Source organism: Pseudomonas umsongensis, from assembly GCF_002236105.1.
Taxonomy (GTDB): Bacteria; Pseudomonadota; Gammaproteobacteria; order Pseudomonadales; family Pseudomonadaceae; genus Aquipseudomonas; species Aquipseudomonas umsongensis.
Genome location: NZ_NIWU01000007.1, coordinates 132,428 through 155,644, shown reverse-complemented (window position 1 = coordinate 155,644; position 23,217 = coordinate 132,428). Strand labels below are relative to the sequence as shown.

General features: G+C 60.8%; 21 protein-coding genes. 9 read left to right on the top strand and 12 right to left on the bottom strand.

What is annotated here, in order from left to right; genetic code table 11:
* Positions 1–247 precede the first annotated feature (247 nt).
* Together PSUM_RS26630 and PSUM_RS26625 are read right to left on the bottom strand one after the other, a co-directional pair.
* On the bottom strand, positions 248–1,708 hold the full coding sequence (locus PSUM_RS26630; protein WP_020799479.1) for an aldehyde dehydrogenase family protein: 1,461 nt from the start codon (positions 1,706–1,708) through the stop codon (positions 248–250).
* Complete coding sequence (locus PSUM_RS26625; RefSeq protein WP_083349688.1) at positions 1,705–3,342, bottom strand: 5-guanidino-2-oxopentanoate decarboxylase; 1,638 nt, start codon at positions 3,340–3,342, stop codon at positions 1,705–1,707. Before PSUM_RS26625 ends, PSUM_RS26630 begins: the two co-directional genes overlap by 4 nt.
* Before the next feature lie 159 nt (positions 3,343–3,501).
* On the opposite strand from PSUM_RS26625, the gene PSUM_RS26620 reads away from it, so the two are divergent.
* Positions 3,502–4,383 carry a LysR substrate-binding domain-containing protein gene (locus PSUM_RS26620; RefSeq protein WP_020799477.1) on the top strand — a complete coding sequence of 294 codons (882 nt, stop codon included), beginning with the start codon at positions 3,502–3,504 and terminating at the stop codon, positions 4,381–4,383.
* Between the two features lie 88 nt (positions 4,384–4,471).
* Here PSUM_RS26620 and PSUM_RS26615 read toward each other — a convergent pair whose 3' ends face one another.
* Positions 4,472–5,350 carry an MBL fold metallo-hydrolase gene (locus tag PSUM_RS26615; RefSeq protein ID WP_020799476.1) on the bottom strand — a complete coding sequence of 293 codons (879 nt, stop codon included), beginning with the start codon at positions 5,348–5,350 and terminating at the stop codon, positions 4,472–4,474.
* A 118-nt stretch (positions 5,351–5,468) separates the two neighbouring features.
* Between PSUM_RS26615 and PSUM_RS26610 the strand changes: the two genes are divergently transcribed.
* Together PSUM_RS26610 and PSUM_RS31890 are read left to right on the top strand one after the other, a co-directional pair.
* The gene (locus PSUM_RS26610; RefSeq protein WP_211289152.1) at positions 5,469–6,374 is read left to right on the top strand and encodes a LysR family transcriptional regulator; all 906 of its coding nucleotides are present in this window, start codon (positions 5,469–5,471) and stop codon (positions 6,372–6,374) included.
* A 147-nt stretch (positions 6,375–6,521) separates the two neighbouring features.
* On the top strand, positions 6,522–6,698 hold the full coding sequence (locus PSUM_RS31890; RefSeq protein ID WP_020799474.1) for a hypothetical protein: 177 nt from the start codon (positions 6,522–6,524) through the stop codon (positions 6,696–6,698).
* 8 nt (positions 6,699–6,706) lie between these two features.
* Here the strand turns inward: PSUM_RS31890 and PSUM_RS26600 are convergent, their stop codons facing one another.
* Positions 6,707–7,603 (bottom strand): helix-turn-helix domain-containing protein, encoded by an 897-nt coding sequence (locus PSUM_RS26600; RefSeq protein WP_083349690.1) that lies wholly within the window; start codon positions 7,601–7,603, stop codon positions 6,707–6,709.
* Between PSUM_RS26600 and PSUM_RS31575 the strand changes: the two genes are divergently transcribed.
* Together PSUM_RS31575 and PSUM_RS26595 are read left to right on the top strand one after the other, a co-directional pair.
* On the top strand, positions 7,596–7,901 hold the full coding sequence (locus PSUM_RS31575) for a hypothetical protein (protein WP_141195519.1): 306 nt from the start codon (positions 7,596–7,598) through the stop codon (positions 7,899–7,901). The two genes, PSUM_RS26600 and PSUM_RS31575, sit on opposite strands and share 8 nt — an antisense overlap.
* Before the next feature lie 74 nt (positions 7,902–7,975).
* Complete coding sequence (locus tag PSUM_RS26595) at positions 7,976–9,493, top strand: MDR family MFS transporter (RefSeq protein ID WP_083349691.1); 1,518 nt, start codon at positions 7,976–7,978, stop codon at positions 9,491–9,493.
* Positions 9,494–9,626: 133 nt separating this feature from the next.
* Here PSUM_RS26595 and PSUM_RS26590 read toward each other — a convergent pair whose 3' ends face one another.
* The 4 genes from PSUM_RS26590 to PSUM_RS26575 form a co-directional block, all read right to left on the bottom strand.
* Complete coding sequence (locus tag PSUM_RS26590) at positions 9,627–10,475, bottom strand: cache domain-containing protein (protein ID WP_033043449.1); 849 nt, start codon at positions 10,473–10,475, stop codon at positions 9,627–9,629.
* Between the two features lie 116 nt (positions 10,476–10,591).
* Positions 10,592–11,461, bottom strand: coding sequence for an ATPase (locus PSUM_RS26585; RefSeq protein ID WP_083349692.1), 870 nt, complete (start codon positions 11,459–11,461; stop codon positions 10,592–10,594).
* Positions 11,462–11,569: 108 nt separating this feature from the next.
* Entirely contained in the window at positions 11,570–12,562 is a 993-nt protein-coding gene (locus PSUM_RS26580) for an NAD-dependent epimerase/dehydratase family protein (RefSeq protein WP_083350191.1), read from the bottom strand.
* Between the two features lie 56 nt (positions 12,563–12,618).
* A complete protein-coding gene (locus tag PSUM_RS26575) occupies positions 12,619–13,512 on the bottom strand; it encodes a LysR family transcriptional regulator ArgP (RefSeq protein ID WP_020799468.1) in 894 nt (297 codons plus the stop codon).
* A gap of 96 nt (positions 13,513–13,608) precedes the next feature.
* Between PSUM_RS26575 and PSUM_RS26570 the strand changes: the two genes are divergently transcribed.
* The 3 genes from PSUM_RS26570 to PSUM_RS26560 all read left to right on the top strand — a co-directional run bounded on the left by PSUM_RS26570 (position 13,609) and on the right by PSUM_RS26560 (position 15,393).
* Complete coding sequence (locus PSUM_RS26570) at positions 13,609–14,010, top strand: ACT domain-containing protein (RefSeq protein WP_083349693.1); 402 nt, start codon at positions 13,609–13,611, stop codon at positions 14,008–14,010.
* Between the two features lie 6 nt (positions 14,011–14,016).
* Positions 14,017–14,619 (top strand): LysE/ArgO family amino acid transporter, encoded by a 603-nt coding sequence (locus tag PSUM_RS26565; RefSeq protein WP_033043445.1) that lies wholly within the window; start codon positions 14,017–14,019, stop codon positions 14,617–14,619.
* Positions 14,620–14,796: 177 nt separating this feature from the next.
* Positions 14,797–15,393, top strand: coding sequence for a superoxide dismutase (locus PSUM_RS26560; RefSeq protein ID WP_033043443.1), 597 nt, complete (start codon positions 14,797–14,799; stop codon positions 15,391–15,393).
* Between the two features lie 118 nt (positions 15,394–15,511).
* On the opposite strand, the gene PSUM_RS26555 is transcribed toward PSUM_RS26560, so the two are convergent.
* Positions 15,512–15,823 carry a YqfO family protein gene (locus PSUM_RS26555; RefSeq protein WP_083350192.1) on the bottom strand — a complete coding sequence of 104 codons (312 nt, stop codon included), beginning with the start codon at positions 15,821–15,823 and terminating at the stop codon, positions 15,512–15,514.
* 5 nt (positions 15,824–15,828) lie between these two features.
* Entirely contained in the window at positions 15,829–19,725 is a 3,897-nt protein-coding gene (gene purL / locus PSUM_RS26550; protein WP_020799462.1) for a phosphoribosylformylglycinamidine synthase, read from the bottom strand.
* Between the two features lie 285 nt (positions 19,726–20,010).
* Here purL and mltF point away from each other — a divergent pair, with 285 nt between their 5' ends.
* Positions 20,011–21,471 (top strand): membrane-bound lytic murein transglycosylase MltF, encoded by a 1,461-nt coding sequence (gene mltF / locus PSUM_RS26545; RefSeq protein ID WP_083349694.1) that lies wholly within the window; start codon positions 20,011–20,013, stop codon positions 21,469–21,471.
* 112 nt (positions 21,472–21,583) lie between these two features.
* On the opposite strand, the gene pdxJ is transcribed toward mltF, so the two are convergent.
* Positions 21,584–22,324, bottom strand: coding sequence for a pyridoxine 5'-phosphate synthase (gene pdxJ / locus PSUM_RS26540; protein WP_033039429.1), 741 nt, complete (start codon positions 22,322–22,324; stop codon positions 21,584–21,586).
* Positions 22,325–22,373: 49 nt separating this feature from the next.
* The gene (gene recO, locus PSUM_RS26535) at positions 22,374–23,060 is read right to left on the bottom strand and encodes a DNA repair protein RecO (protein WP_083349695.1); all 687 of its coding nucleotides are present in this window, start codon (positions 23,058–23,060) and stop codon (positions 22,374–22,376) included.
* Positions 23,061–23,217: the final 157 nt, after the last annotated feature.

Sequence of the window (23,217 nt, the reverse complement as noted above, 5' to 3'; positions counted from 1 at the left end):
ATCCGCGCGGCCGGTTCAGCGTTTACCCCTCGTATGTTCGGGGGCTTTACTGAGCCAGCGGGTTCATCCTGAGGTCGTGTAAAACACCTGACTATCGATAAAAATTCATTGAAGCCATGACGTCGGCGCATGCCTCACTGTAGGAGCGAGCATGCTCGCGATGGACGCATGGACGACACGGGCTGTCTGATGCCCCGCGTTATCGTTGACGTCCATCGCGAGCATGCTCGCTCCTACGGGAGAGGCATCAGACAGCGCGAATCACGTGCTTGATTTCCTGGAAAGCCTGCAAGCCCCATGGCCCCAATTCGCGGCCGATACTGCTCTGCTTGTAGCCACCCCAGGCGGTCTGCGGGAAGATCACTTGCGGCGCATTGATCCACACGAGCCCCGCCTGCAAAGCGTTGGCGACGCGATCCGCCGTTTCTGCGTTACGCGTAACCACGCTGGCGACCAGACCAAACTGGCTGTCGTTGGCCAGGGCAATCGCTTCAGCCTCAGAGGCGAAACGACGCACGCAAATCACCGGGCCGAAAATCTCTTCGCACCACAGCGCACTGTCCAGGGGCACATCAGTGAAAACGGTCGGCTGCAAAAAATATCCACGCGGCAGGTCTGCAGGACGATTGCCGCCGCAAACCAGTTTGGCACCAGCGCTCAAACCGCGATCGATGTGGCCGAGCACGCGCTGGTACTGCGCCTGATTGACCAGCGTGCCCATCTCCACGTTCGGGTCGAACGGGTCGGCCACACGAATGGCTTCGGCGCGGACCTTCACACGACTGAGGAACTCATCGGCCAGCTCATCGGCAACCAGCACGCGGCTGGTCGCGGAGCACATCTGCCCGGCGTTGAAGAAACCGCCACCGCAGGCCACTTCCACCGCCAGGTCGAGATCGGCATCGGCCAGCACCAGCAAGGAAGATTTGCCGCCCAGTTCCAGGCTCACGCCCTTGACGGTTTCCGCTGCCCGCTGCATGACCTGCACACCGACCGCGTTGCTGCCGGTGAACGACACCTTGGCGATGCGCGGGTCTGCCGACAACGGTGCGCCAACGGCCAGGCCAGTGCCGCACACCAGGTTGAACACACCAGCAGGCAAGCCGGCCTGGGCAATGATCCTCGCCAGTTCCAGCTCCGGCAGCGGCGTCACTTCCGAGGGCTTGAGCACCACGCAGCAACCGGCGGCCAGGGCCGGGGCGAGTTTCCACGCAGTGGTGACCATCGGGAAGTTCCACGGCACGATCAGGCCGACCACACCGCAAGGTTCACGGCGCAGGCGCGCACTGAAATCGTCGGTCGGCAGCTCTACCGGGCTGTCCTGTTTCGCGTCCAGACCTTCAGCCAGGCCGGCGTAATATTCGAACGTGGCGATCACGTCATCAACATCGATGGCTGCTTCGAACAATGGCTTGCCGTTGTTGCTCGACTGCAAGTGCATCAACTGGTCGCGACCGGCCTGCACACCCGCGGCGATTTTGCGCAGGATCGCGCCACGTTCGGCGCCGGTGGTCTTCGACCAGTCGGCAAAGGCTTTGCTCGCTGCGCTGACCGCCTGATCGACGGCGCGCTCATCGCCGCCATTCACCGTGGTCAACAACGCTTCGGTCGCCGGGTTGATCACGCGCAAGTGTTCCTTGCCCGCCGACCATTTACCGTCGATGAAAAGGCCATCCAAAGTCGTCGGAAAAGTCGTGGAAAAGCTCATTTCGACACCGCCTTCGTCCACGCGGCCTGATCGATTTCAATCAGGGTCGGGCCCTGGCGATCGGTGGCAACACGCAATGCCGTACGCAATTGTTCAACACCATTGACTGCCTCGGCTGCACAACCCAATGCCTTGGCTACACCGATGAAGTCCGGGGTGTAGATGTCCACCCCCACCGGCTCGATGGCACGGTTGACCATGTACTTCTTGATCTCTTCGTAACCCTGGTTATTCCACAGCAGCACGATCACCGGGGTGCGCGCTTCAACGGCGCTGGCCAGTTCCGGCAGGGTGAACTGCAGGCCGCCGTCGCCGATCAGGCACACCACTGGAGGACGTGCGCCGCCTTCGACGGTGCCGCCCAACCAGGCGCCAATCGCCGCTGGCAAGGCGTAACCGAGGGTGCCGTAACCGGTGGAGGAGTTGAACCAGCGACGCGGGCGTTCCGGGTTGAAGGTCAGGTTGCCGGTGTACACCGGTTGGGTCGAATCACCGACGAATACCGCGTTCGGCAGTTCGTGCAGAACGGTTTCCAGGAAGCGGCTCTGGTCCAGGGTCGGCGCGTCCCAGGTGGCGGCCAGTTCTTCGCGCAAACGGGCGGCGCGCACCTGGCCCCAATCGTTGCGGCGCTCGGCCAGTGGCTTGTGCGACAGCGCGCTGAGCAAGGCTTGGGCAGCGTTGCGCGAGTCGGCGACCAAGGCCACGTGTGGCGGGTAGTTGCGTACGGTCTGGTCCGGATCGATGTCGACGCGCAGCAGCTTGCCAGGAATCTCGAAACCACCGGCGAAGGTCACGTCGTAGTCGGTCTCGGCCAGCTCGGTACCGATGGCCAGCACCACATCGGCCTCGGCGACCAGTGCGCGCGTGGCAACCAGGCTCTGGGTCGAACCGATCAGCAACGGGTGAGCAGAGCGCAGCATGCCCTTGGCATTGATGGTCAGCGCTACGGGCGCGTCCAGCAATTCGGCCAGTTCGGTCAATTCGGCGGCGGCATCGATGGCGCCACCACCGGCGAGGATCAACGGACGCCTGGCACCGGCCAGCAGCTCGGTCATGCGGCTCACGGCGGACGGTGCGGCACCGGCGCGGTCGATGTTTACCGGGATGCTGGCGAGCAGGTCGTCGGCTTCTTCAACCAGTACGTCCAACGGAATTTCGATGTGCACCGGGCGCGGGCGCCCGGCCTGGAACAGCGCGAAGGCACGGGCCAGCACGTCCGGCAATTCGGACGCCGACATCAGGGTATGGGAGAACGCCGCCACGCCACCGACCAGTGCGCTCTGGTTCGGCAGTTCGTGGAGCTTGCCGCGACCGCCGCCCAGTTGGTTGCGGGTCTGTACGCTGGAGATCACCAGCATCGGGATCGAGTCGGCATAGGCCTGGCCCATTGCCGTGGTGATGTTGGTCATGCCAGGGCCGGTGATGATGAAGCACACACCCGGCTTGCCGCTGGTGCGGGCATAGCCGTCAGCCATGAAGCCGGCGCCCTGTTCGTGACGCGGGGTGACGTGGTTGATGCTCGAACGGGCCAGCCCGCGATACAGCTCCACGGTATGAACCCCGGGAATGCCGAACACCTGCTCGACTCCATAACCTTCGAGTAACTTGACCAATACTTCGCCACACGTCGCCATGTCATTGCCCTTCTTGTTCGTTTGAGACGCCGGGCCTGCGCAGTGTTTATGATGGGTTCGCAGGTCCAGGGATGGCCTCATTGGAACGGGCGACACATAGCCGCAACAATGGATAAAAAGTCATACTAGCCATGTCCTCACGTCATACCTTGGATCCCGATGAAACGACTGCCTCCCCTGCCGGCGCTGCACACATTCCTGATTACCGCGCAGTGCTGCAATTTCACCCGTGCTGCTGAACAGCTATTTATCACCCAGGGCGCGGTGAGTCGGCAGATCGCCGGGCTGGAAGATTTCCTGGGTTACGAATTGTTTATCCGTCAGGCTCGAGGCCTGGACCTGACCGCCGAAGGACGGGAATGGCTGCCACGGGTCCAGCAGATTTTCGGCTTGATCGACGAAGCGGTCGAACAGATCGGCGAGAAGCGCGAAACCCTCCAGCTAAAGGCTCCGACCTGCGTCATGCGCTGGTTGCTGCCACGCCTGTTGCAATGGCAAAGGGAACGCCCGGACGTGCCGGTAGAGCTCACCACCACGGTCAAGCACGGCGTGGATTTTCATCGCGAGCAGTTCGATGCCGCGGTGATGTATGGCGCGCCGCCGGACAGCTCACTGCTGTCGCAAAAACTCTTCGATGAGCAACTGACGCCGGTGTGTTCCCAGCCATTGCTCGAAGGTTCGGTGCCGCTCCAATCGCCAAAGGACCTGGAGCAACACATGTTGCTCCACCCGACCCGGGATGAACGGGACTGGAAGGCCTGGCTGGCCACTGCGGATATTCGCTTGAGCAACGTGAGCAAGGGCCAGCATTTCGAAACGCTGGACCTGGCCATGTCGATGGCGTCCCAGGGCACGGGGGTGGCGATCGGTGACTGGTCGTTGATTGGCGATGACCTGAGTGCCGGGAGGCTGGTCATGCCCTTTGAATTGAAGGTGAAAACAGGGCTGGCGTATTACCTGGTTTTCCCGGAAAAACCCGCACCTTCTCCGAAGTTGCGCGAGTTGATGGGTTGGCTGGTGGAACAGGCGCAATCCCGGTAATCGAAACCTGCAGGGGTGTACTCGTATGATCGTTCCCACGCTCTGCGTGGGAATGCAGCCCGGGACGCTCTGCGTCCCATTGGCAGATTTACCACTTCATCTCGCCCTTGGCGACCTTGGCGCTCAGCTCCAACGAGCTTTCCTCGCCCAGTGCTGGGTAGCGCTTTTTCATCGCCGCGATCAGTGCCGCCGAATCTTTGGCCTTGGCGGTTTCCTCATCGAAGGCCTTGATGTAATCGGCGGTGAATTTAACGGCGGCCAGGGATCGGGCGCTATCGCCGAGGTAATGGCCCGGCACGACGGTGTTCGGCTTCAGGGTTTCAATTGAATGCAGCGTCGCCAACCAATCGGCATGGGACTGGGGAGACTGGGTATCGGCCATCCAGACGTGGATGTTTTCTGCCACGACCACACCACCGACCACGGCCTTGATCGACGGAACCCACACGAAGCTGCGATCCGGTTGCTTGCCTTCAAGGCCGATCACTTGCAGCTTCTGCCCTTCGAGCATCAGGCTGTCGCCCTTGAGCACATCCGGCACAACCGTTTTGGCGGGCGCGTCAGCTCCCAATTTCGACCCCCAGAACGCCAGTTTGCCGTCGACGGTTTGCTTGATGTGATCAACGGTCGGCTGCGAAGCGAGCACTTTTGCATTGGGGAATGCAGCCGTCAGGGTATCGAGGCCGAAGTAATAATCCGGGTCGCCGTGGCTGATGTAGATAGTGGTCAGTTGCTTGCCACTGGCGCGGATTTTTTCCACCACTTGCGCGGCCTGGGATTTGCCGAACTGGGCGTCCACCAGGATTGCCTCTTTCTCGCCGCTGACCAGTACCGAGGTCACCGGGAATATCGCTTTATCGCCGGGGTTATAGACATCCAGCGTCAATGTCGACGCGGCTGCGTGGGCGGCGAAGCCGAGGACAGCGGTCGCCAGCAAAACGCGTTTAAGTGTGGTGAAACCGATCATCTGTTGCTCCGTTGTTTGCAGGCCAGGGAAGGCCGGAATGGGAACAGAGCTTAGTTGCCTGCTTCAGTACAAAAAATGCGATGCTTGGACATAGTTTGTTTCTGAAACCGGGCAAATCATGGATCGTCTACAAGCAATGCGGGTGTTCGTCACGGTGATCGATCTTGGCAGTCAGTCGGCCGCCGCCGATCATCTGGAACTGTCACGGCCGGTGGTCTCGCGTTATCTGTCGGAACTGGAAAACTGGGTTGGCGCACGCCTGATGCACCGCACCACGCGCAAATTGAGCCTGACCACCGCCGGTAGCGAAATACTGCCCCGCTGCCGGCAGATGCTCGACCTGTCCACGGACATGCAAGCTACCGTCAGCGTGCCGGACGATACACCTCGCGGCCTGCTGCGAATCAGCGTCAGCACCTCGTTCGGCCAGGCGCAATTGGCCGATGCCATGGCGGCATTCGTCAAGCGCTACCCGACTGTCAGCATTGACCTGCAGATGCTTGACCGCACGGTGAACCTGGTGGACGAGCGCATCGACCTGGCCATTCGCACCAGCAATGACCTGGACCCGAACCTGATCGCCCGTCGGTTGACGGTGTGTCGCTCGGTGATCTGCGCCGCCCCCGCCTATTTGCGCGAACACCCTGCACCCCGGCGGATCGAGGATTTGAGCCTGCACAATTGCCTGACCCACTCGTACTTCGGCAAAAACCTGTGGCACTTTGAACTCGATGGCGAACAGGTGGCGATGCCCGTGCAAGGCAACATCAGCGCCAACGAAGCCAGCACGCTACTTCGCGCCACCCTGGCCGGCGCAGGCGTGGCCATGCTCCCCACTTATCAGGCCGGCGTGTACATCCACAGCGGTGAGCTGGTGCGCCTGCTGCCCCGGGCCGAGCCAAGGCAGATGAACGTGTACGCGGTATACGCCTCACGCAAACACATGCCATCGGCGCTGCGTTGCTTGCTGGATTTTCTGGTGGTGAGGTTTCCCGAAAAACCGGCGTGGGATATCGGCCTGTAGGAGCTGCCGCAGGCTGCGATCTTTTGATATTGATCTTCTCAACGCCGCTGAAAATCAAGATCAAAAGATCGCAGCCTCCGGCAGCTCCTACGCATCTGACCTATGCTCAAGGTAATACCGAAGGGTATTCGTTCAGAGGTCTACGCCATGAACATCAAAACAAGAAGGTACCTCGCCATCTTCATCACCTGCGCGGTCACGCTCGGGTTGTATGGCGCTGCTGCGTGGCGTGTCGAGCAGCTACGCAACTTGCCCCGGGAGGCTGCCAGTTGCAACTTCGAGCGCTGCATTCCACACAACGCCACCCTTAACGCACTGCGCTAAGGAGCGGATCAGCCTTCTTTGTCCTGATCGGCCTTCAAGCGATCGCGGAACGCCTTTGGCGAGATGCCAACGCGGCGTCGGAACAGGCGCGTGAAGTTGGTAGGATCAGAGAACCCCAACACGTCGGACATTTCATAGATGGTCATGCTGGTGTAGGTCAGCAAGCGCTTGGCCTCCAACAACTGCCGTTCGTGCATGATCTGCAATGCCGGTTGCCCCGCCAACTCGCGGCAGGTGCCATTGAGGTGAGAGACCGAAATCCCCAGCCGATGGGCCAGGTCTTCAACCTTGACGTGCTGGCGGTAGGTTTCTTCCACCAACTGGATGTAGCCATTGAGGTATTCCCGCGCCCGCTGCGGTCGTTGACCCGCTGACCGGCGCTGGATCACCTGGCGGCTGACCCACACCATGATCACGCTGACCAGCGAATGCATGATCATTTCCCGCGCCGGTTGGTGGCCGGTGTATTCGTTCTGCAACGCGCTGAACAGACTGTTGAGGTACGCGGCGTCCTGGCCTGCCGGGTAGCTCTCGGCCTGGGCCAGGGCATTCACCGAATGCCCCAATTGCGCCTGAAGATGCGCGATAAGCGGTGCCGCGAGGGTGACCACGAACCCCTCGACGTCTTCGCTGAACCGAAAACCATGCACCGACAACGGCGGCAGGATTTGGATCGCCGGTTCAGTCAGTTGCGAACGTTTGCCTTCGATTTCAAGCTCTGCCTGACCTTTGAACACGAAGAGCAACTGACATAAATCGGCGTGGCGGTGGGGTTTGATTTCCCATTGGTGTTCGCGACTGCGGTTGGAAATGGTTTCACAGTGCAGCAAGTCCGGGGTCGGCCAATCCAGGCTTTCACCGTAGAGCTTGAACACCGGAATCGAAGGCAGGTCAGGCTTGTTCATCACTTCAATCCAGGTTTCGGAATGGACGACGGGCGATAATCGCACCGAATGGCAGAATGTACAGCTACCCGCTCAGTTTTCACCTTCAATTGACCGACCCGCAAGGGAAAATTGCAAGCACTCGCCCCATAAAAATCAATCACAGCCCCCCGCCGCGTGGGATCTGCAAGGGCTGACCCGTTGCAAAACGGTGATGGTCTACGGCCAGACCGAAGTCATCAGCGACCTGATGGCCGCTCGTCAGGTCGAAGGTTTGCAAAACGACGGGCCAGGCCTTCCATATGAGGCTATCGAATAGCCTCCTATCGACTTACACTGGCGAGCATCCCGCTCGCCTTGACTGGCGGGTCATTCACTGCCGCAGGTTTATTCGTGACCACTTTCCACCAGCCTGAATTGCCCAAACCGGCCATCCGCAGCGTGCTGATCGCGCTGATGCTGGCTATTTTCCTCGGTGCGCTGGACCAAACCATCGTTGCTGTGTCGATGCCAGCCATTTCCGCACAGTTCAAGGACGTCAGTTTGCTGGCCTGGGTGATTTCCGGCTACATGGTGGCGATGACGGTGGCGGTGCCGATCTATGGCAAGCTGGGCGATCTGTACGGCAGGCGCAAATTGATGCTGTTTGGCATGGGGTTATTCACCCTGGCGTCGCTGTTCTGTGGCATGGCCCAGAGCATGGAGCAACTGGTGCTGGCGCGAATTCTCCAGGGGATCGGAGCCGGTGGAATGATCTCCGTCAGCCAGGCAATCATCGGCGACATCGTGCCGCCCCGTGAGCGCGGCCGTTATCAGGGCTATTTCAGCAGCATGTATGCGGTGGCCAGCGTCGCCGGCCCGGTGCTGGGCGGATACATGACCGAATACCTTTCCTGGCGTTGGGTCTTCCTGATCAATTTGCCGCTGGGCGTGGGAGCGTGGCTGGTGGCCAATCGCACGCTGGTCGGCTTGCCGATTCCGCAACGCAAACCGGTGATCGATTACCTCGGTACATTGTTGATGATCATCGGACTGACGGCGTTGCTGCTGGGTATCACCCAATTCGGTCAGGGGCACTCCTGGCGCAGTACCGAAGTATTGGGGTTACTGGCTTGTGCGGCAGCGGTGCTGGGCCTGTTCGTGCTGCATGAACGACGCGCATCGGAGCCATTGCTGCCGATGCACCTGTTCACCAACCGCAATGCGATTCTGTGCTGGTGCACGATTTTCTTCACCAGTTTCCAGGCCATCTCGTTGATCGTGCTGATGCCCCTGCGTTTCCAGAGTGTCACCGGTGCAGGTGCCGATAGCGCCGCCCTGCACCTGTTGCCCCTGGCCATGGGCTTGCCGATTGGCGCATATTTCGCCGGCCGCCGTACCTCCGTGACCGGACGCTACAAACCGATGATCCTGACCGGCGCCCTGCTCATGCCGTTGTCGATTCTCGGTATGGCGTTCAGCCCGCCACAGTCCTTTTGGCTGAGCAGCCTGTTCATGCTGTTCTGCGGTATCGCCTCGGGCATGCAGTTTCCGACCTCCCTGGTCGGCACGCAGAACTCGGTGCAACAGCGAGACATCGGCGTTGCCACCAGCACCACCAACCTGTTCCGTTCATTGGGCGGAGCGGTGGGCGTGGCACTGATGTCGGCGCTGTTGCTGGCGTTGTTGCAGGATTCGAGCTTCGCCCACCTGGCTGGCTCTTCGCTGTTGGCCGAGGGTCAATCGGGGAATGTCTTGCTGGATGGCCTGAACGCCGCGCAGGGTGACGCGCAGGATGCCCTGCGCGCTGAACTGTTGCTGACGTTCAGGCATCTGTTGATGGTAAGTGGGGCGGTGTCGCTGCTGGGGTTGGCGGCGGCGATCGCCATGCCGGACAGGGTGCTCCGCGGGCGCGAGGACAAGGTCCGGTAGAGAGACCGAGTCGCCCGCATTCGCGAGCAGGCTCGCTCCCACAATGATTTCCAGAGTACACAAAATGTGTGATCACTGGAGATTCAATGCGGGAGCGGCCTGCTCGCGAATGCGGTGTATCAGGCAATACCATTCAAGGGCTGTAATACCCCACCGCCACCAGGAAATGCCCGACCTTCTTCAGATAGGCATGCTTGTTCTCGACCTTACCGGTCACCGGGTTTTTCCAGCGGTATTCATACTCGCCGTAATCCTGTTTCGCGATCAGCGCCAGCATCGGCTCCCCCACCGGCTTGCCATCCGGATCATTGATCTTGCTGAAATCCGTGTTGATCAATCGCAAGTTGGTGCCATGGGCGACATAGCGCCGGGTATCGAGGTCGACGACGAAGACATACAGGTCATCCTGCAGGTAACCGCCCTTCAGAGAGTTGATGGCTTTCAGGGTGCCCTTCTCGTCCTTGGCCAGGTCGGCCGCCGCCTTGTTCAGCAAGGCCATGGCTTGCTCCGCTGAAGCCCGTGGCAGGTAGTAACCGACCGCGAGGATTCGCTGGCCGACTCGCTGATAGTAGACATGCTTGCGCTCGACCTTGCCGTCGGACCAGTTTTGCCAACGGTACTCCGCTTGCTGGATGCCATTGCCCTCGGGCACTTTGAGCGCATCCTTGAAGGCCTTCTGCAGATCCGGCCCGAGCACATCCGACACATCCCGGCCAATCAATGCAGCCGACGGCCCACCGCTGGCGAGCATCACGCCCTTGGTATCGACCACGAAGACATACCGGTCCTGGTCGACAAACTCGCCCTGACGGCTGAAGGCGGCGAATGCCTTGTCGCCATTGTCGTGGTAGTAGGCCAGGGCTTTTTCCAGCAAAGCAATGGCCGCCTGGCTGTCGGCCTTTTCCGTTTCGGCAGCTTGAACCTGGCCCAGGCACATCAACAGCATGCCCCCCAAACAGGCCAACTTTTGCACAACTCCCATGGCACGTCCCCCCGTTCTCTTGATGTTTCAAGAGCGTAGACGGCAATGGCGCATGCAGGGACATTCAGCGAATCGAGGCGGGGATCATTCCCGGCGAACCGGGAATGAGGCAGGGCTTACTGCCGAGTGCGCAGCTGCTGTTGCAGGTTCTGGATCTGCGCTTGCAGGCTGTTGATGGTTCGGGTGACCTGGCTGCGGAAGGCATCGAACTCAGCAGTGCTTGCGCCTTGAGAGGTGCCTGGACGGTTGTCCTGCTGGCTTTTGAGAACCACGATGTCCTGCTCCAGGCGATCGATGGCAGCGTTCGGATTGCCCTGTTTCTTCAGCGCCGTGATGTCGGCGCCCAGGCTCTTCAGTTGCGCATCGAATTTCTCGGTATCCGCCGGGGTATTTTTCAGCGTGGCCAGTTCACTGCCCAAGGCTTTGACCTGCTCCTGCACTTGCGCATTGGCCTTTTGCTGCTCGGTGTCCTGGGCGGCCATCTCGGCCAGGCGCTTGTCCAGGTCGCTGGTCTGCGCGGTCATCTGCGCCAGGCGCTTGTCCAGGTCCGAGGCCTGGCCGGCGACGCCCTGTTGTTGCTTGCCCTGATCCTGCAGCTGATTTTGCAGCTGCCGGATTTGCAGCTTCAGCGCTTCGCTGTCGGTACTGACGTTAGTCTGGCTGGCGACCACCTTGCCGGAAATATCCTGCAGGCGCCCCGCCGCTTCTTCACTGATTCGCGCAAAGCTTTCCTGGGTTGCCACCAGCTGTTGCTCCATCAGCGAAATTTGCTGGAAGCTCCACCAGGCAAGGCCTGCGAAGGCAAAGAACAGGGCGCCGACCAGTGCCCACAACGGGCCGGTACTCGCCGCCTTGACCTTGACCACTGGCGGCGTGCGCGAGTGCACGGAGGTGCGGGTGTTCTTCGGGAAATCATCATCGAGGATGTCTGCACGCAGGCTCGGTACATCGTCGAAGTCATCGTTGGCATCGTTACGCATGGACATTGAGTCAACCTTTGTGAAACACGGTGTTGGCTTGATGCGGCGCAGTATAACCCCCCACGGCCGCAACGATTGACCCCGAACCCCAACCTCGGTTCAGTGAAGCCGATTTCAGCGAATGTCCTGGGCCTTCCACCAGGCGCAGAATTCATCGAGCGCCGTCCAGAGACTGACCTTGGGGTCGTAGTCCAGATAATGCCGGGCGCGACTGATATCCAGGGTGAAATTTTTCTTCATGACCTGCATGCCCAGTCGCGACAGGGTGGGTTCGGGACGACCCGGCCACAACTTGCAGAACCCCTCATTGAGCGCCGCGACACTGTAGCCCAGGCCGTAGGAACGGTAGCGCGTGACTTGTGGGACTTCCATTTTACGCATGACGTAATTGACCACATCCCACAACGGGATCGGCGCGCCGTTGCTGATGTTGTACACCTTGCCCAGGGCTGAACCAGTGGCCAGCAAACTGCTGAGCAACGCTTCATTGAGGTTGTGCACGCTGGTGAAGTCGACCTTGTTCAAACCGTTGCCAATGATCGCCAGGCGTCCCTTGCTCTGCATCTTGAGCAACCGCGGGAAGATGCTCATGTCACCGGCCCCGGTCACGAAACGCGGGCGCAGCGCCAGGGTTTCGAGGCCAAACTCCTGGGCGCCGAAAACTTTTTGCTCGGCCAGGTACTTGGTCGCGGCGTACGGGTGCTTGAAGCGTTTAGGCACCTGCTCTTCGGTCAATCCCAGATGATCGCGACCATCGAAATAGATCGACGGCGACGACAAGTGCACCAGGCGCCGAACCCGCTGCTTCAGGCAGGCTTCAACCACGTTTTCGGTGACCTGGACGTTGCCCAGGTGAAAATCCTGATAACGCCCCCACAGGCCAACGGCACCGGCGCAATGCACCACGGCCTCGACCTCGGAGCACAGGTCGCGTGCCAGCAGCGGATCGCACAAGTCGCCCTGGATAAACTCCGCGCCACGGCGCACCAGATGTTCGACGCTTTCGGCCCGGCGACCGTTGACCCGCACGTCCAGGCCCTGCTCCAGGGCGAAACGCGCAAAGCGCCCGCCAATGAAGCCGCTTGCGCCGGTGACCAGAATCTTCATGTAGTGCTCCGAATATTTCGTTTTTTGCGTATTGCGTGAGGTCTTGACGCTGCCTGTCAGCCCAACGGCACCAACCATTGCCGGGACACCTGCACCAATTGCTCGGTCAGCAACCCCAGCAACTGACCGCCATTGCGCCAATGATGCCAGTACAGCGGCACGTCGATCGGTTTATCTGGCAAAAGCTCCAGCAAAATGCCGCGCTCCAGTTGTTCGCGCACCTGAAGTTCCGGCACCAGGCCCCAGCCAAGCCCGGCCTCGGTGAGGCGGATAAAGCCTTCAGACGATGGGCAAAGATGGTGTTCGAAACCGCCATCGACGCCCAGGGATGCCAGGTAGCGATGCTGCAGGAAGTCGTCCGGGCCGAACACCAGCGCAGGAGTCCGGGCCAACTGATCGGCGCGCACGCCTTGGGGAAAGTGCCGCGCAATGAAGGCCGGGCTGGCCAATGCACGGTAACGCATCGCCCCGAGCAATACGCTGCGCGCACCGGCTACCGGGCGCTCACTGGCACACAGGCACGCCGCGACTTCACCTGCGCGCATGCGCTTGAGGCCGACGGTCTGGTCCTCGACCACCAGATCCATCAACAGGTGGTGTTGCGCGCAAAATTCCCCCACCGCCTGGGCCCACCAGGTCGCGAGGCTGTCGGCATTCAGGGCGATTCGCAGGCGTTCCGGCAGGCCCTCTTCGTCCAGCGCCGGCACCAGCGTCTGCAAATCCCGTTCAAGCAGACGTACCTGCTGCACATGGTTGAGCAGCCGCCGGCCGATCTCGGTCGGTGACGGCGGCGTGCCGCGCACCAACACCGGCTGGCCGACCCGCGCCTCAAGCAATTTGATGCGCTGGGAGATAGCCGATTGCGACAAACCCAACACCTGGGCTGCCCGTTCAAAACCGGCCTGCTCGACCACCGCAGCCAGAGCAGAAAGCAATTTATAGTCGAACATCATTTTTCCTAATGAGCGATCAGCAATATTGGTTTTTCTTATACAGGTTACTACTGGAAAATGGCCAGCACGAACTCTTGCACAAGGATCCTCCTCATGGCTGGCGAAACTTCACTGGCAACGCTACTGCGCAGCATGAGCCCGCAACTCAATGCCGGCGAGTACGTGTTCTGCACCCTGGCCAACGGCCAATTGCCCGCGGGCCTGGAAATCATCGGCAGCTTTCGCGAGCAGGAAGGCCTGACCGTAATTCTCGAACGCTCCCATGCAGAACAGGCTGGATACAGCTTCGACTACATCGCCGCGTGGATCACCCTGAACGTGCATTCGGCCCTCGAAGCCGTCGGACTGACCGCCGCGTTCGCCACGGCCCTGGGCCATGCCGGCATCAGCTGCAATGTGATCGCCGGTTACTACCACGACCATTTGTTTGTCGGCCAGGCCGACGCCGAACGCGCGATGCAAGTGCTGCGCGACCTGGCAGCCAACGCGGAGTAAAAAATAATGTGGCAAAGCTATATCAACGGCCTGTTGGTGGCCTTCGGCCTGATCATGGCGATCGGCACGCAGAACGCATTCGTACTGGCGCAAAGCCTGCGACGTGAACATCACCTGCCGGTGGCGGCACTCTGCGTGGCCTGCGATGCATTACTGGTGGCCGCCGGGGTATTCGGCCTGGCCACGGTGCTGGCACAAAACCCGACCCTGCTCGCCATTGCCCGTTGGGGCGGCGCGGCGTTTCTGTTGTGGTATGGCAGCCAGGCGTTGCGTCGGGCCTGCTCCAGACAGAGTCTGCAACAAGGTGAGAACCAGACCGTTCGTTCGTTGCGCGCGGTGATGCTCAGTGCGTTGGCGGTTACCCTGCTCAACCCGCACGTTTACCTGGACACCGTTCTGTTGATTGGCTCCCTCGGCGCCCAGCAAACGGAGCCCGGAGCTTATGTAGTTGGGGCGGCCAGTGCGTCATTGCTGTGGTTCTTTACCTTGGCACTCGGTGCGGCATGGCTAGCGCCGTGGCTGGCGCGGCCAAGTACCTGGCGAATTCTTGACCTGTTGGTGGCGGTGATGATGTTCGCCGTAGCATTACAGCTGATCAGCGCCGGCTGATTTATTCCAAAAGGCTCTGGAACCTCTATTCCACACAGATGTTGCGTGGTTATGCCGCACCCCCGGTGCTATGATCCGACCCGATGCGCCGCAAAGAGTACAAACTCCCCGGCGCTTGTCTGGCCGCCCGTGATCGGCCTTGCGCTCACCGCAACTGACCTGATTAGGAGAATCATAATGGCTTTCGAATTGCCGCCGCTGCCGTACGCACACGATGCCCTGCAGCCGCACATTTCCAAGGAAACCCTGGAATTTCACCACGACAAGCACCACAACACCTATGTCGTGAACCTGAACAACCTGGTGCCTGGCACCGAGTTCGAAGGCAAGACCCTGGAAGAAATCGTCAAGACTTCCTCGGGCGGCATCTTCAACAACGCCGCTCAAGTGTGGAACCACACTTTCTACTGGAACTGCCTGGCGCCAAACGCTGGCGGTCAACCAACCGGCGCGCTGGCTGACGCCATCAACGCAGCCTTCGGTTCGTTCGACAAGTTCAAGGAAGAGTTCAGCAAGACTTCCATCGGCACTTTCGGTTCCGGTTGGGGCTGGCTGGTGAAAAAGGCTGACGGCTCCCTGGGCCTGGCCAGCACCATCGGTGCCGGCAACCCGCTGACCAACGGCGACACCCCGCTGCTGACCTGCGACGTTTGGGAACACGCTTACTACATCGACTACCGCAACCTGCGTCCGAAGTACGTTGAGGCGTTCTGGAACCTGGTTAACTGGAAGTTCGTGGCTGAGCAGTTCGAAGGCAAAACCTTCACCGCTTAAGCTCGACGCTCCTGAAAAACCCGGCTTTCATGCCGGGTTTTTTACGCCCGAAGAAAAATGCAGGCAATAAAAAACCCGCTGACGAATCAGCGGGTTTTTTATTGCCGCGACCAAAGGATCAGAAATCCTCCAACCGCCACACTTCGTATGCCGGCGTCTCGTAGGGGTGACTCTGTTTCAGAGCCGCCACCACCGAGCCAATCAACTCATCGGCCACCACAAGCTCGACCTTCCATTCCTCCACCCGCTCGACCTGCCCCGCCTCGCCAATGAATGGCTGACTGCCATCCAGTGGACGAAACTGGCCCTGGCCCAACACCTGCCAGGCACAGTGATCGTAAGTGCCGATCCGCCCGCCACCGGCGGCGAATACGGCACTTTTGACCACTTCGACATGGCTGTCGGGAACGAAGAAAGCGAGCTTGTACACAGCTATCAGTTCACCCACACACGCGCATTACGGAACATACGCATCCAAGGCGCGTCTTCGTTCCAGTCTTCCGAACGCCACGAGTTCTGCACGGCACGGAACACACGCTCCGGGTGCGGCATCATGATGGTCACGCGCCCGTCGCGGCTGGTCAATCCGGTGATCCCGCGCGGCGAGCCGTTCGGGTTGGCCGGGTAGGTTTCGGTGACCTTGCCATGGTTGTCGACGAAACGCATCGCCACGCAACCGGACAGATCAGCTTCCAGCAACGCTTCTTCGCTGGCGAACTCGGCATGGCCTTCACCGTGGGCGATGGCGATCGGCATGCGCGAACCGGCCATGCCCTGCAGGAAGATCGAGTTCGACTCCTGGATCTGCACCATCGCCACGCGCGCTTCGAACTGCTCGGAACGGTTACGCACGAAGTGCGGCCAGAACTCGCTGCCCGGGATCAGCTCGTGCAGGTTGGACATCATCTGGCAACCGTTGCACACGCCGAGGGTGAAGCTGTCGTTACGCTCGAAGAAACCCTGGAACGCATCGCGGGCGCGGCTGTTGAACAGCGCCGACTTGGCCCAGCCTTCACCGGCGCCGAGTACGTCACCGTAGGAGAAGCCTCCGCAGGCAACCAGGCCCTTGAACTCGTTCAGGTCGACACGACCGGCCAGGATGTCGCTCATGTGCACGTCGATCGCGTTGAAACCAGCGCGATCGAACGCGGCAGCCATTTCCACCTGACCGTTGACGCCCTGCTCACGCAGCACGGCAACCTGTGGGCGGATGCCTTTCTTGATGTAAGGCGCGGCGATGTCCTGGTTGACGTCGTAGCTGAGCTTGACGCTCAGGCCCGGGTTGTCTTCTTCCAGCAGCACGTCGAACTCTTGATCGGCGCAGTCGGCGTTGTCACGCAGACGCTGGATCTGGTAGCTGGTCTCGGCCCACTGGCGTTGCAGCAGACGACGCTGGCCTTCGAACACGGTGTCACCGTTGAAGGTGATGTTGATCTGGCCATTGTTGATCGGCTGGCCGATCACCGACACGCACTCGCCAAGGCCGGCAGCGCTGAATTGCGCCAGGATGTCGGCGGTAGCGTCCTGGCGAACCTGGATCACGGCGCCCAGTTCTTCGTTGAACAGGATCGCGGCGATGTCAGCAGACGTTTCTGCCAGGCCGTCGAGGTTCAGGCTCAGGCCGCAATGACCGGCGAAGGCCATTTCCACCACGCTGGTCAGCAGACCACCGTCGGAACGGTCGTGGTAAGCCAGCAGGTGACCGTCGGCGTTGAGGCCCTGGATCACCGCGAAGAAGGCTTTCAGGTCTTCGGCGTCGTCGACGTCCGGAGCCTGCTTGCCGAGCTTGCCATGCACCTGGGCCAGGATCGAGGCGCCCATGCGGTTCTGGCCACGGCCCAGGTCGATCAGGATCAGGTCGGTGGTGCCCTTGTCCATGCGCAGTTGCGGGGTCAGGGTCTGACGGATGTCAGTCACTGGCGCGAAACCGGTCACGATCAGGGACATTGGCGAGGTCACGGCCTTGTCCACGCCTTCATCGTTCCAGCGAGTGGCCATGGACATCGAGTCCTTGCCCACTGGAATGGTGATGCCCAGCTCAGGGCACAATTCCATGCCGACCGCTTTCACGGTGTCGTACAGACGTGCGTCTTCACCCGGGTGACCGGCGGCGGACATCCAGTTCGCCGACAACTTGATGTCGGAGATCTTGCCGATGCGCGAAGCGGCGATGTTGGTCAGGGTTTCGCCGATGGCCATGCGGCCCGACGCCGGAGCGTCCAGCAGTGCCAGCGGAGTGCGCTCGCCCATGGCCATGGCTTCACCGGTGTAGACGTCGAAGCTGGTGGCGGTGACGGCAACGTCGGCCACCGGCACCTGCCATGGGCCGACCATCTGGTCACGGGCCACGAGGCCGGTGATGGTGCGGTCGCCGATGGTGATCAGGAAGCTCTTGCTCGCGACAGCCGGGTGATGCAGGACGCGCTCGACGCAGTTGCCGATGTCGAGGGTCGACGGATCGAAATCGTCACCCAGCTCGTTTTCACGCACTACCGAACGGTGCATGCGCGGGGCTTTGCCCAACAGCACTTCGAGCGGCATGTCCACCGGGCTGTTGCCGAAGTGGCTGTCGGTGACGGTCAGCTGCGGCTCGGCCGTGGCTTCGCCGACGACGGCAAACGGGCAACGCTCACGTTCGCAGATCGCCTTGAAGCGATCGAAGTCGGCCGGGCCGACTGCCAGCACGTAGCGTTCCTGGGATTCGTTACTCCAGATTTCGTGCGGGGCCATGCCCGGCTCGTCGTTTGGAATGTTGCGCAGTTCGAAACGGCCACCACGGTCGCCGTCATTGACCAGTTCCGGGAAGGCGTTGGACAGGCCGCCCGCACCCACGTCGTGGATGAAGCTGATCGGGTTCTTGTCGCCCAGTTGCCAGCAACGGTCGATGACTTCCTGGCAGCGACGCTCCATCTCAGGGTTTTCACGCTGCACGGAGGCGAAGTCCAGGTCTGCCGAACTGGTGCCGGTGGCCATGGAAGAAGCCGCGCCGCCGCCCAGGCCGATCAACATCGCCGGGCCGCCGAGCACGATCAGCTTGGAGCCGACCACGATCTCGCCTTTCTTGACGTGTTCTTCACGGATGTTGCCCATGCCGCCAGCCAGCATGATCGGCTTGTGGTAACCGCGCACTTCATCACCGTGCGGGGTGCTGATCGACTGTTCGAAGGTACGGAAGTAGCCGGTCAGTGCCGGACGACCGAATTCGTTGTTGAACGCAGCGCCGCCCAGTGGGCCTTCGATCATGATGTCCAGCGCGGTAACGATGCGCTCGGGCTTACCGTACGGCACTTCCCACGGCTGTAAGAAGCCCGGGATCTGCAGGTTGGACACGGTGAAACCGGTCAGGCCAGCTTTTGGCTTGGCGCCACGACCGGTCGCGCCTTCGTCACGAATCTCGCCACCGGAACCGGTGGACGCGCCCGGGAACGGGGCAATCGCGGTCGGGTGGTTATGGGTTTCAACCTTCATCAGGATGTGCACCGGCTCCTGCACCGCGCCGTACTGGCGGGTTTCGGGGTCCGGGAAGAAACGCCCGGCCACGGAGCCGACGATCACCGAGGCGTTGTCCTTGTAAGCCGACAGAACGCCCTCGCTGTGCATCACGTAGGTGTTCTTGATCATGCCGAACAGGCTTTTTTCCTGGCTTTCGCCGTCGATGTCCCAACTGGCGTTGAAGATCTTGTGACGGCAGTGCTCGGAGTTCGCCTGGGCGAACATCATCAGTTCGATGTCGTGCGGGTTGCGCTTCAAGCCGACGAAGGCGTTGACCAGGTAGTCGATTTCGTCTTCAGCCAGGGCCAGGCCCAGCTCGGTGTTGGCTTTTTCCAGCGCGGCGCGGCCGCCACCCAACACGTCGATCGCGGTCAGGGGCTTGGGTTCGGCGTGGCTGAACAGGCCGGCAGCCTGTTCGAGGTTGCCCAGGACGATCTGGGTCATGCGGTCGTGCAGTGCGTCGGCGATCAACTGGGCTTCAGCGTCGCTGAACTGGCCAGCCACATAGAAGGCAATGCCGCGCTCGATACGCTGGATCTTGGTCAGGCCGCAGTTGCGAGCGATGTCGCTGGCCTTGCTCGACCAGGGCGAGATGGTGCCGAAACGTGGCAACACCAGGAACAGACGACCGGTCGGCTCCTGGACCGGAACGCTTGGACCGTACTTCAGAAGGCGCGCAAGCACCTGCTGTTCGTCGCCGGTCAGGTCGCCGGTAACTTCGGCGAAGTGAGCGAATTCAGCATACAGGCCACTGACAGCCGGAACCTTCTGGCTCAGTTGCTCAAGGAGCTTGCTGTGGCGAAAGGCAGAAAGGGCAGGAGCGCCGCGCAGGATCAACATCTTCGGGACAGCCTCGGGAAGGGGTGTGCTTTGAGGCCGTGCATTCTAGCCTAAACAGCCAGCGACAGCACCCGAAACGCTACGCACGGTTGCACTCGAGTGCCGATCTGTGTTTCTGCCCCGAAAGTCAGGTTAACCCGCCGGGTGACGACAGCTTATTTTTACTGTATCAAAATGCTGAAAAGGCCCGTTCCAGTGGGGTTTTGGCGGCTTTTGCGATCTCTAGCAGACTACCCTGTTGCTGTCGAGATATGGCGCTCGTGGTCCTTTGCGTATACTGCGCAAATGTTTTCCCCAACGGCTTTGCGTCCGCGGTACGCCAAATGGCTGATCGCAACCGGACTCTTCCTGATGCTCAGTGGCTGTGTTGATAAACCCAACACACTGGAGCGCGTAAAGGAGGATGGTGTGCTGCGGGTGGTTACCCGTAACAGCCCCGCCACCTACTTTCAGGATCGCAACGGTGAAACCGGCTTCGAATACGAGCTGGTGAAGCGCTTCGCCGACGATCTGGGGGTCGATCTCAAGATCGAGACGGCCGACAACCTCGACGACCTGTTCAATCAGGTGGGCAAGCCCAATGGCCCGGTCCTGGCGGCTGCCGGCCTGGTCAGCAGCGAAGCACGCAAAAAACAGGTGCGGTTCTCCCATCCCTACCTGGAAGTCACCCCACAGGTCATCTACCGCAACGGCAAGTCGCGCCCTACCGACGCGAAAGACCTGGTCGGCAAGAAGATCATGGTGCTCAAGGGCAGCACCCATGCCGAGCAGCTCGCACAGCTGAAACAGAAATTTCCCGGTATCGAATACGAAGAATCCGACGCGGTCGAGGTCGTGGATCTCCTGCGCATGGTCGACGAAGGTCAGATCGATCTGACATTGGTAGACTCCAATGAAGTCGCGATGAACCAGGTGTACTTCACCAACATCCGCGTTGCCTTCGACCTGGGTGACGCCAGCAACCAGAGCTGGGCCGTGGCGCCGGGCGACGACAACAGCCTGCTCAACGAGATCAACGAGTATCTGGACAAGGTCAAGAAAAACGGCACCCTGCAACGCCTGAAGGAGCGTTATTACGGGCATGTCGATGTACTCGGCTACATGGGCGCGACCACGTTCGCCCAGCACTTGCAGCAGCGCCTGCCCAAGTATGAACCGCACTTCAAGGCCTACGCCAAGAAAGAACAGGTCGACTGGCGCCTGCTGGCGGCGATCGGTTATCAGGAGTCCCTGTGGCAACCGACCGTGACGTCCAAGACCGGTGTGCGCGGCCTGATGATGCTGACCCAGAACACCGCGCAAGCCATGGGCGTGTCCAACCGCCTCGATCCCAAGCAGAGCATCATGGGCGGCGCCAAGTACCTGGCCTACATAAAGGATCAGCTCGACGAGTCGATCCAGGAACCGGATCGCACCTGGTTTGCCCTGGCCGCCTACAACGTCGGCAGCGGTCACCTTGATGACGCCCGCAAGCTGGCGGCCAAGGAAGGGTTGAATCCCGACAAATGGCTGGACGTGAAAAAAATCCTGCCGCGCCTGTCCGAGAAGAAGTGGTACAGCAAAACCCGTTACGGCTACGCCCGTGGCGGCGAGCCCGTGCATTTCGTGGCGAACATCCGTCGCTACTACGACATCCTGACCTGGGTAACGCAGCCGCAGCTTGAAGGCGATCAGGTCGCCGAGGGCAACCTGCATGTGCCGGGCATCGACAAGACCAAGCCGGCCCAGGAACCTGCCCCGCTCTAACAGACACCTCAATCAAATGTGGGAGCCGGCTTGCTCGCAATGGTCGTCAATGAGGACGCGAAAAACCTGATGCCCCGCGGCGCCCTCAGGTTTTTCGCGAGCATGCTCGCTCCTACCGGGCAGCCGCCAGAATCAGCGCCTTCATCTCCGAAACCGCCGACTTGAAGCCCACGAACAACGCATGGGCTACCAGCGCATGGCCGATGTTCAGTTCGTTGATGCCCTTGATCGCGGCCACCGCCTCGACGTTGTGATAGTGCAGACCGTGGCCGGCATTGACGATCAGGCCCTGCGCCAGGCCGAACGCTACGCCGTCGGCGACGCGCTTGAGCTCTTCAGCCACTTCGGTCGGCGTCTCGGCATCGGCATAACGACCGGTGTGCAGTTCGATGGCTGGCGCACCGACGCGACGCGATGCTTCGATTTGCCGTTCGTCGGCATCGATGAACAGCGACACTTCAGAGCCAATCCTCGACAGGCGCTCCACAGCAGCCTTGATCCGCGCCTCCTGCCCCGCCACGTCCAGCCCACCTTCGGTGGTCAACTCCTGGCGGGTTTCCGGCACCAGGCAGATATGCGCCGGACGGATGCGCTCGGCGAATTGCATCATTTCTTCAGTGACGCCCATTTCGAAGTTCATGCGGGTTTGCAGCACGTCCTTGAGCACCAGCACGTCGCGCTCCTGGATGTGCCGGCGGTCTTCGCGCAGGTGCACGGTGATGCCATCCGCGCCCGCCTCTTCCGCATCCAGTGCCGCCTTGACCGGATCCGGGTAGCGCGTGCCCCGGGCCTGACGCAGGGTGGCAACGTGGTCGATGTTCACGCCAAGAAGAATGCGGGTGCTGGTGGTCACGGAAGCGCTCCAGAATAAGAAAAAGTTCGGTGCACAGCATACGGGGAGACTACGGCTTGCGAAACAGCTCGCGACTGACCAGTGGACGACCGCCCAAGTGAACAGCCAGTGCCTGGCGCATCAAACGCTTGGCCGCTGACAATGCACCAGGGGCACTCCAGTCAGCTTCAGCCATGGCCAGCAATTCGGCGCCGTTGAACAAACCGGGCTGCAGCAGATAGACCCGCTCCAGCCCCGCATCCACCTGCAAACGGTAGAGACCGTCTGGCGCAACGGGTTCGTCGTGGATATCGGTAGTCAATGAAAAGCCGTAGCCCAGGTCATCCAGCAAGCGCCATTCGAACGAACGCAGTAACGGCTCCAACGCCCGACCTTCGGCCAGGGCGAGCAAGGTCGCGGCGTAGTGATCGAACACCGAAGGGAAAGGGTCTTCGGCGGGTAGCAGGCGAATCAACAGCTCATTGAGATAAAGACCGCTGAACAGTGCCTCACCGTTGAGCCAGGTGGCGATGCCGGCGCTCTCCATGCGCCCAACATTTTTCAGCTCGCCACGACCGCGAAACTCGACCTCCAGCGGCACGAACGGCCGCGCCAGCGTCCCGGCCTTGCCCCGCGCACTGCGCAATACCGCCCGCAGCCGCCCTTGCGGCGTGAGGAAGTCCACCAAGGCGCTGTTTTCGCGGTAGGCACGGGAATGGAGGACGTAGGCGGGTTGGGCAGTTGGGGCTTGAGACATGGAGTTCTCGATGAAGGAACGCGATTTTACAAATCACCCAAAACCAATGTGGGAGCGGGCTTGCTCGCGAAAGCGGTGTATCAGTCAACATGAATGCTGAATGTTACATCCCCTTCGCGAGCAAGCCCGCTCCCACAGTAGATCTATGCGCGGCCTG

Excerpts from the sequence above, each read along its gene's own strand:
- recO (WP_083349695.1), bottom strand. The coding sequence starts at position 23,060 with ATGTCTCAAGCCCCAACTGCCCAACCCGCCTACGTCCTCCATTCCCGT.
- PSUM_RS26600 (WP_083349690.1), bottom strand. The coding sequence starts at position 7,603 with ATGAACAAGCCTGACCTGCCTTCGATTCCGGTGTTCAAGCTCTACGGT.
- mltF (WP_083349694.1), top strand. The coding sequence starts at position 20,011 with ATGTTTTCCCCAACGGCTTTGCGTCCGCGGTACGCCAAATGGCTGATC.
- PSUM_RS26560 (WP_033043443.1), top strand. The coding sequence starts at position 14,797 with ATGGCTTTCGAATTGCCGCCGCTGCCGTACGCACACGATGCCCTGCAG.
- PSUM_RS26610 (WP_211289152.1), top strand. The coding sequence starts at position 5,469 with ATGGATCGTCTACAAGCAATGCGGGTGTTCGTCACGGTGATCGATCTT.
- PSUM_RS26630 (WP_020799479.1), bottom strand. The coding sequence starts at position 1,708 with ATGAGCTTTTCCACGACTTTTCCGACGACTTTGGATGGCCTTTTCATC.
- purL (WP_020799462.1), bottom strand. The coding sequence starts at position 19,725 with ATGTTGATCCTGCGCGGCGCTCCTGCCCTTTCTGCCTTTCGCCACAGC.
- PSUM_RS26580 (WP_083350191.1), bottom strand. The coding sequence starts at position 12,562 with ATGAAGATTCTGGTCACCGGCGCAAGCGGCTTCATTGGCGGGCGCTTT.
- PSUM_RS26615 (WP_020799476.1), bottom strand. The coding sequence starts at position 5,350 with ATGATCGGTTTCACCACACTTAAACGCGTTTTGCTGGCGACCGCTGTC.
- PSUM_RS26620 (WP_020799477.1), top strand. The coding sequence starts at position 3,502 with ATGAAACGACTGCCTCCCCTGCCGGCGCTGCACACATTCCTGATTACC.
- PSUM_RS26565 (WP_033043445.1), top strand. The coding sequence starts at position 14,017 with ATGTGGCAAAGCTATATCAACGGCCTGTTGGTGGCCTTCGGCCTGATC.
- PSUM_RS26625 (WP_083349688.1), bottom strand. The coding sequence starts at position 3,342 with ATGGCGACGTGTGGCGAAGTATTGGTCAAGTTACTCGAAGGTTATGGA.
- PSUM_RS26590 (WP_033043449.1), bottom strand. The coding sequence starts at position 10,475 with ATGGGAGTTGTGCAAAAGTTGGCCTGTTTGGGGGGCATGCTGTTGATG.
- PSUM_RS26575 (WP_020799468.1), bottom strand. The coding sequence starts at position 13,512 with ATGTTCGACTATAAATTGCTTTCTGCTCTGGCTGCGGTGGTCGAGCAG.
- PSUM_RS26585 (WP_083349692.1), bottom strand. The coding sequence starts at position 11,461 with ATGTCCATGCGTAACGATGCCAACGATGACTTCGACGATGTACCGAGC.
- PSUM_RS31890 (WP_020799474.1), top strand. The coding sequence starts at position 6,522 with ATGAACATCAAAACAAGAAGGTACCTCGCCATCTTCATCACCTGCGCG.
- PSUM_RS26570 (WP_083349693.1), top strand. The coding sequence starts at position 13,609 with ATGGCTGGCGAAACTTCACTGGCAACGCTACTGCGCAGCATGAGCCCG.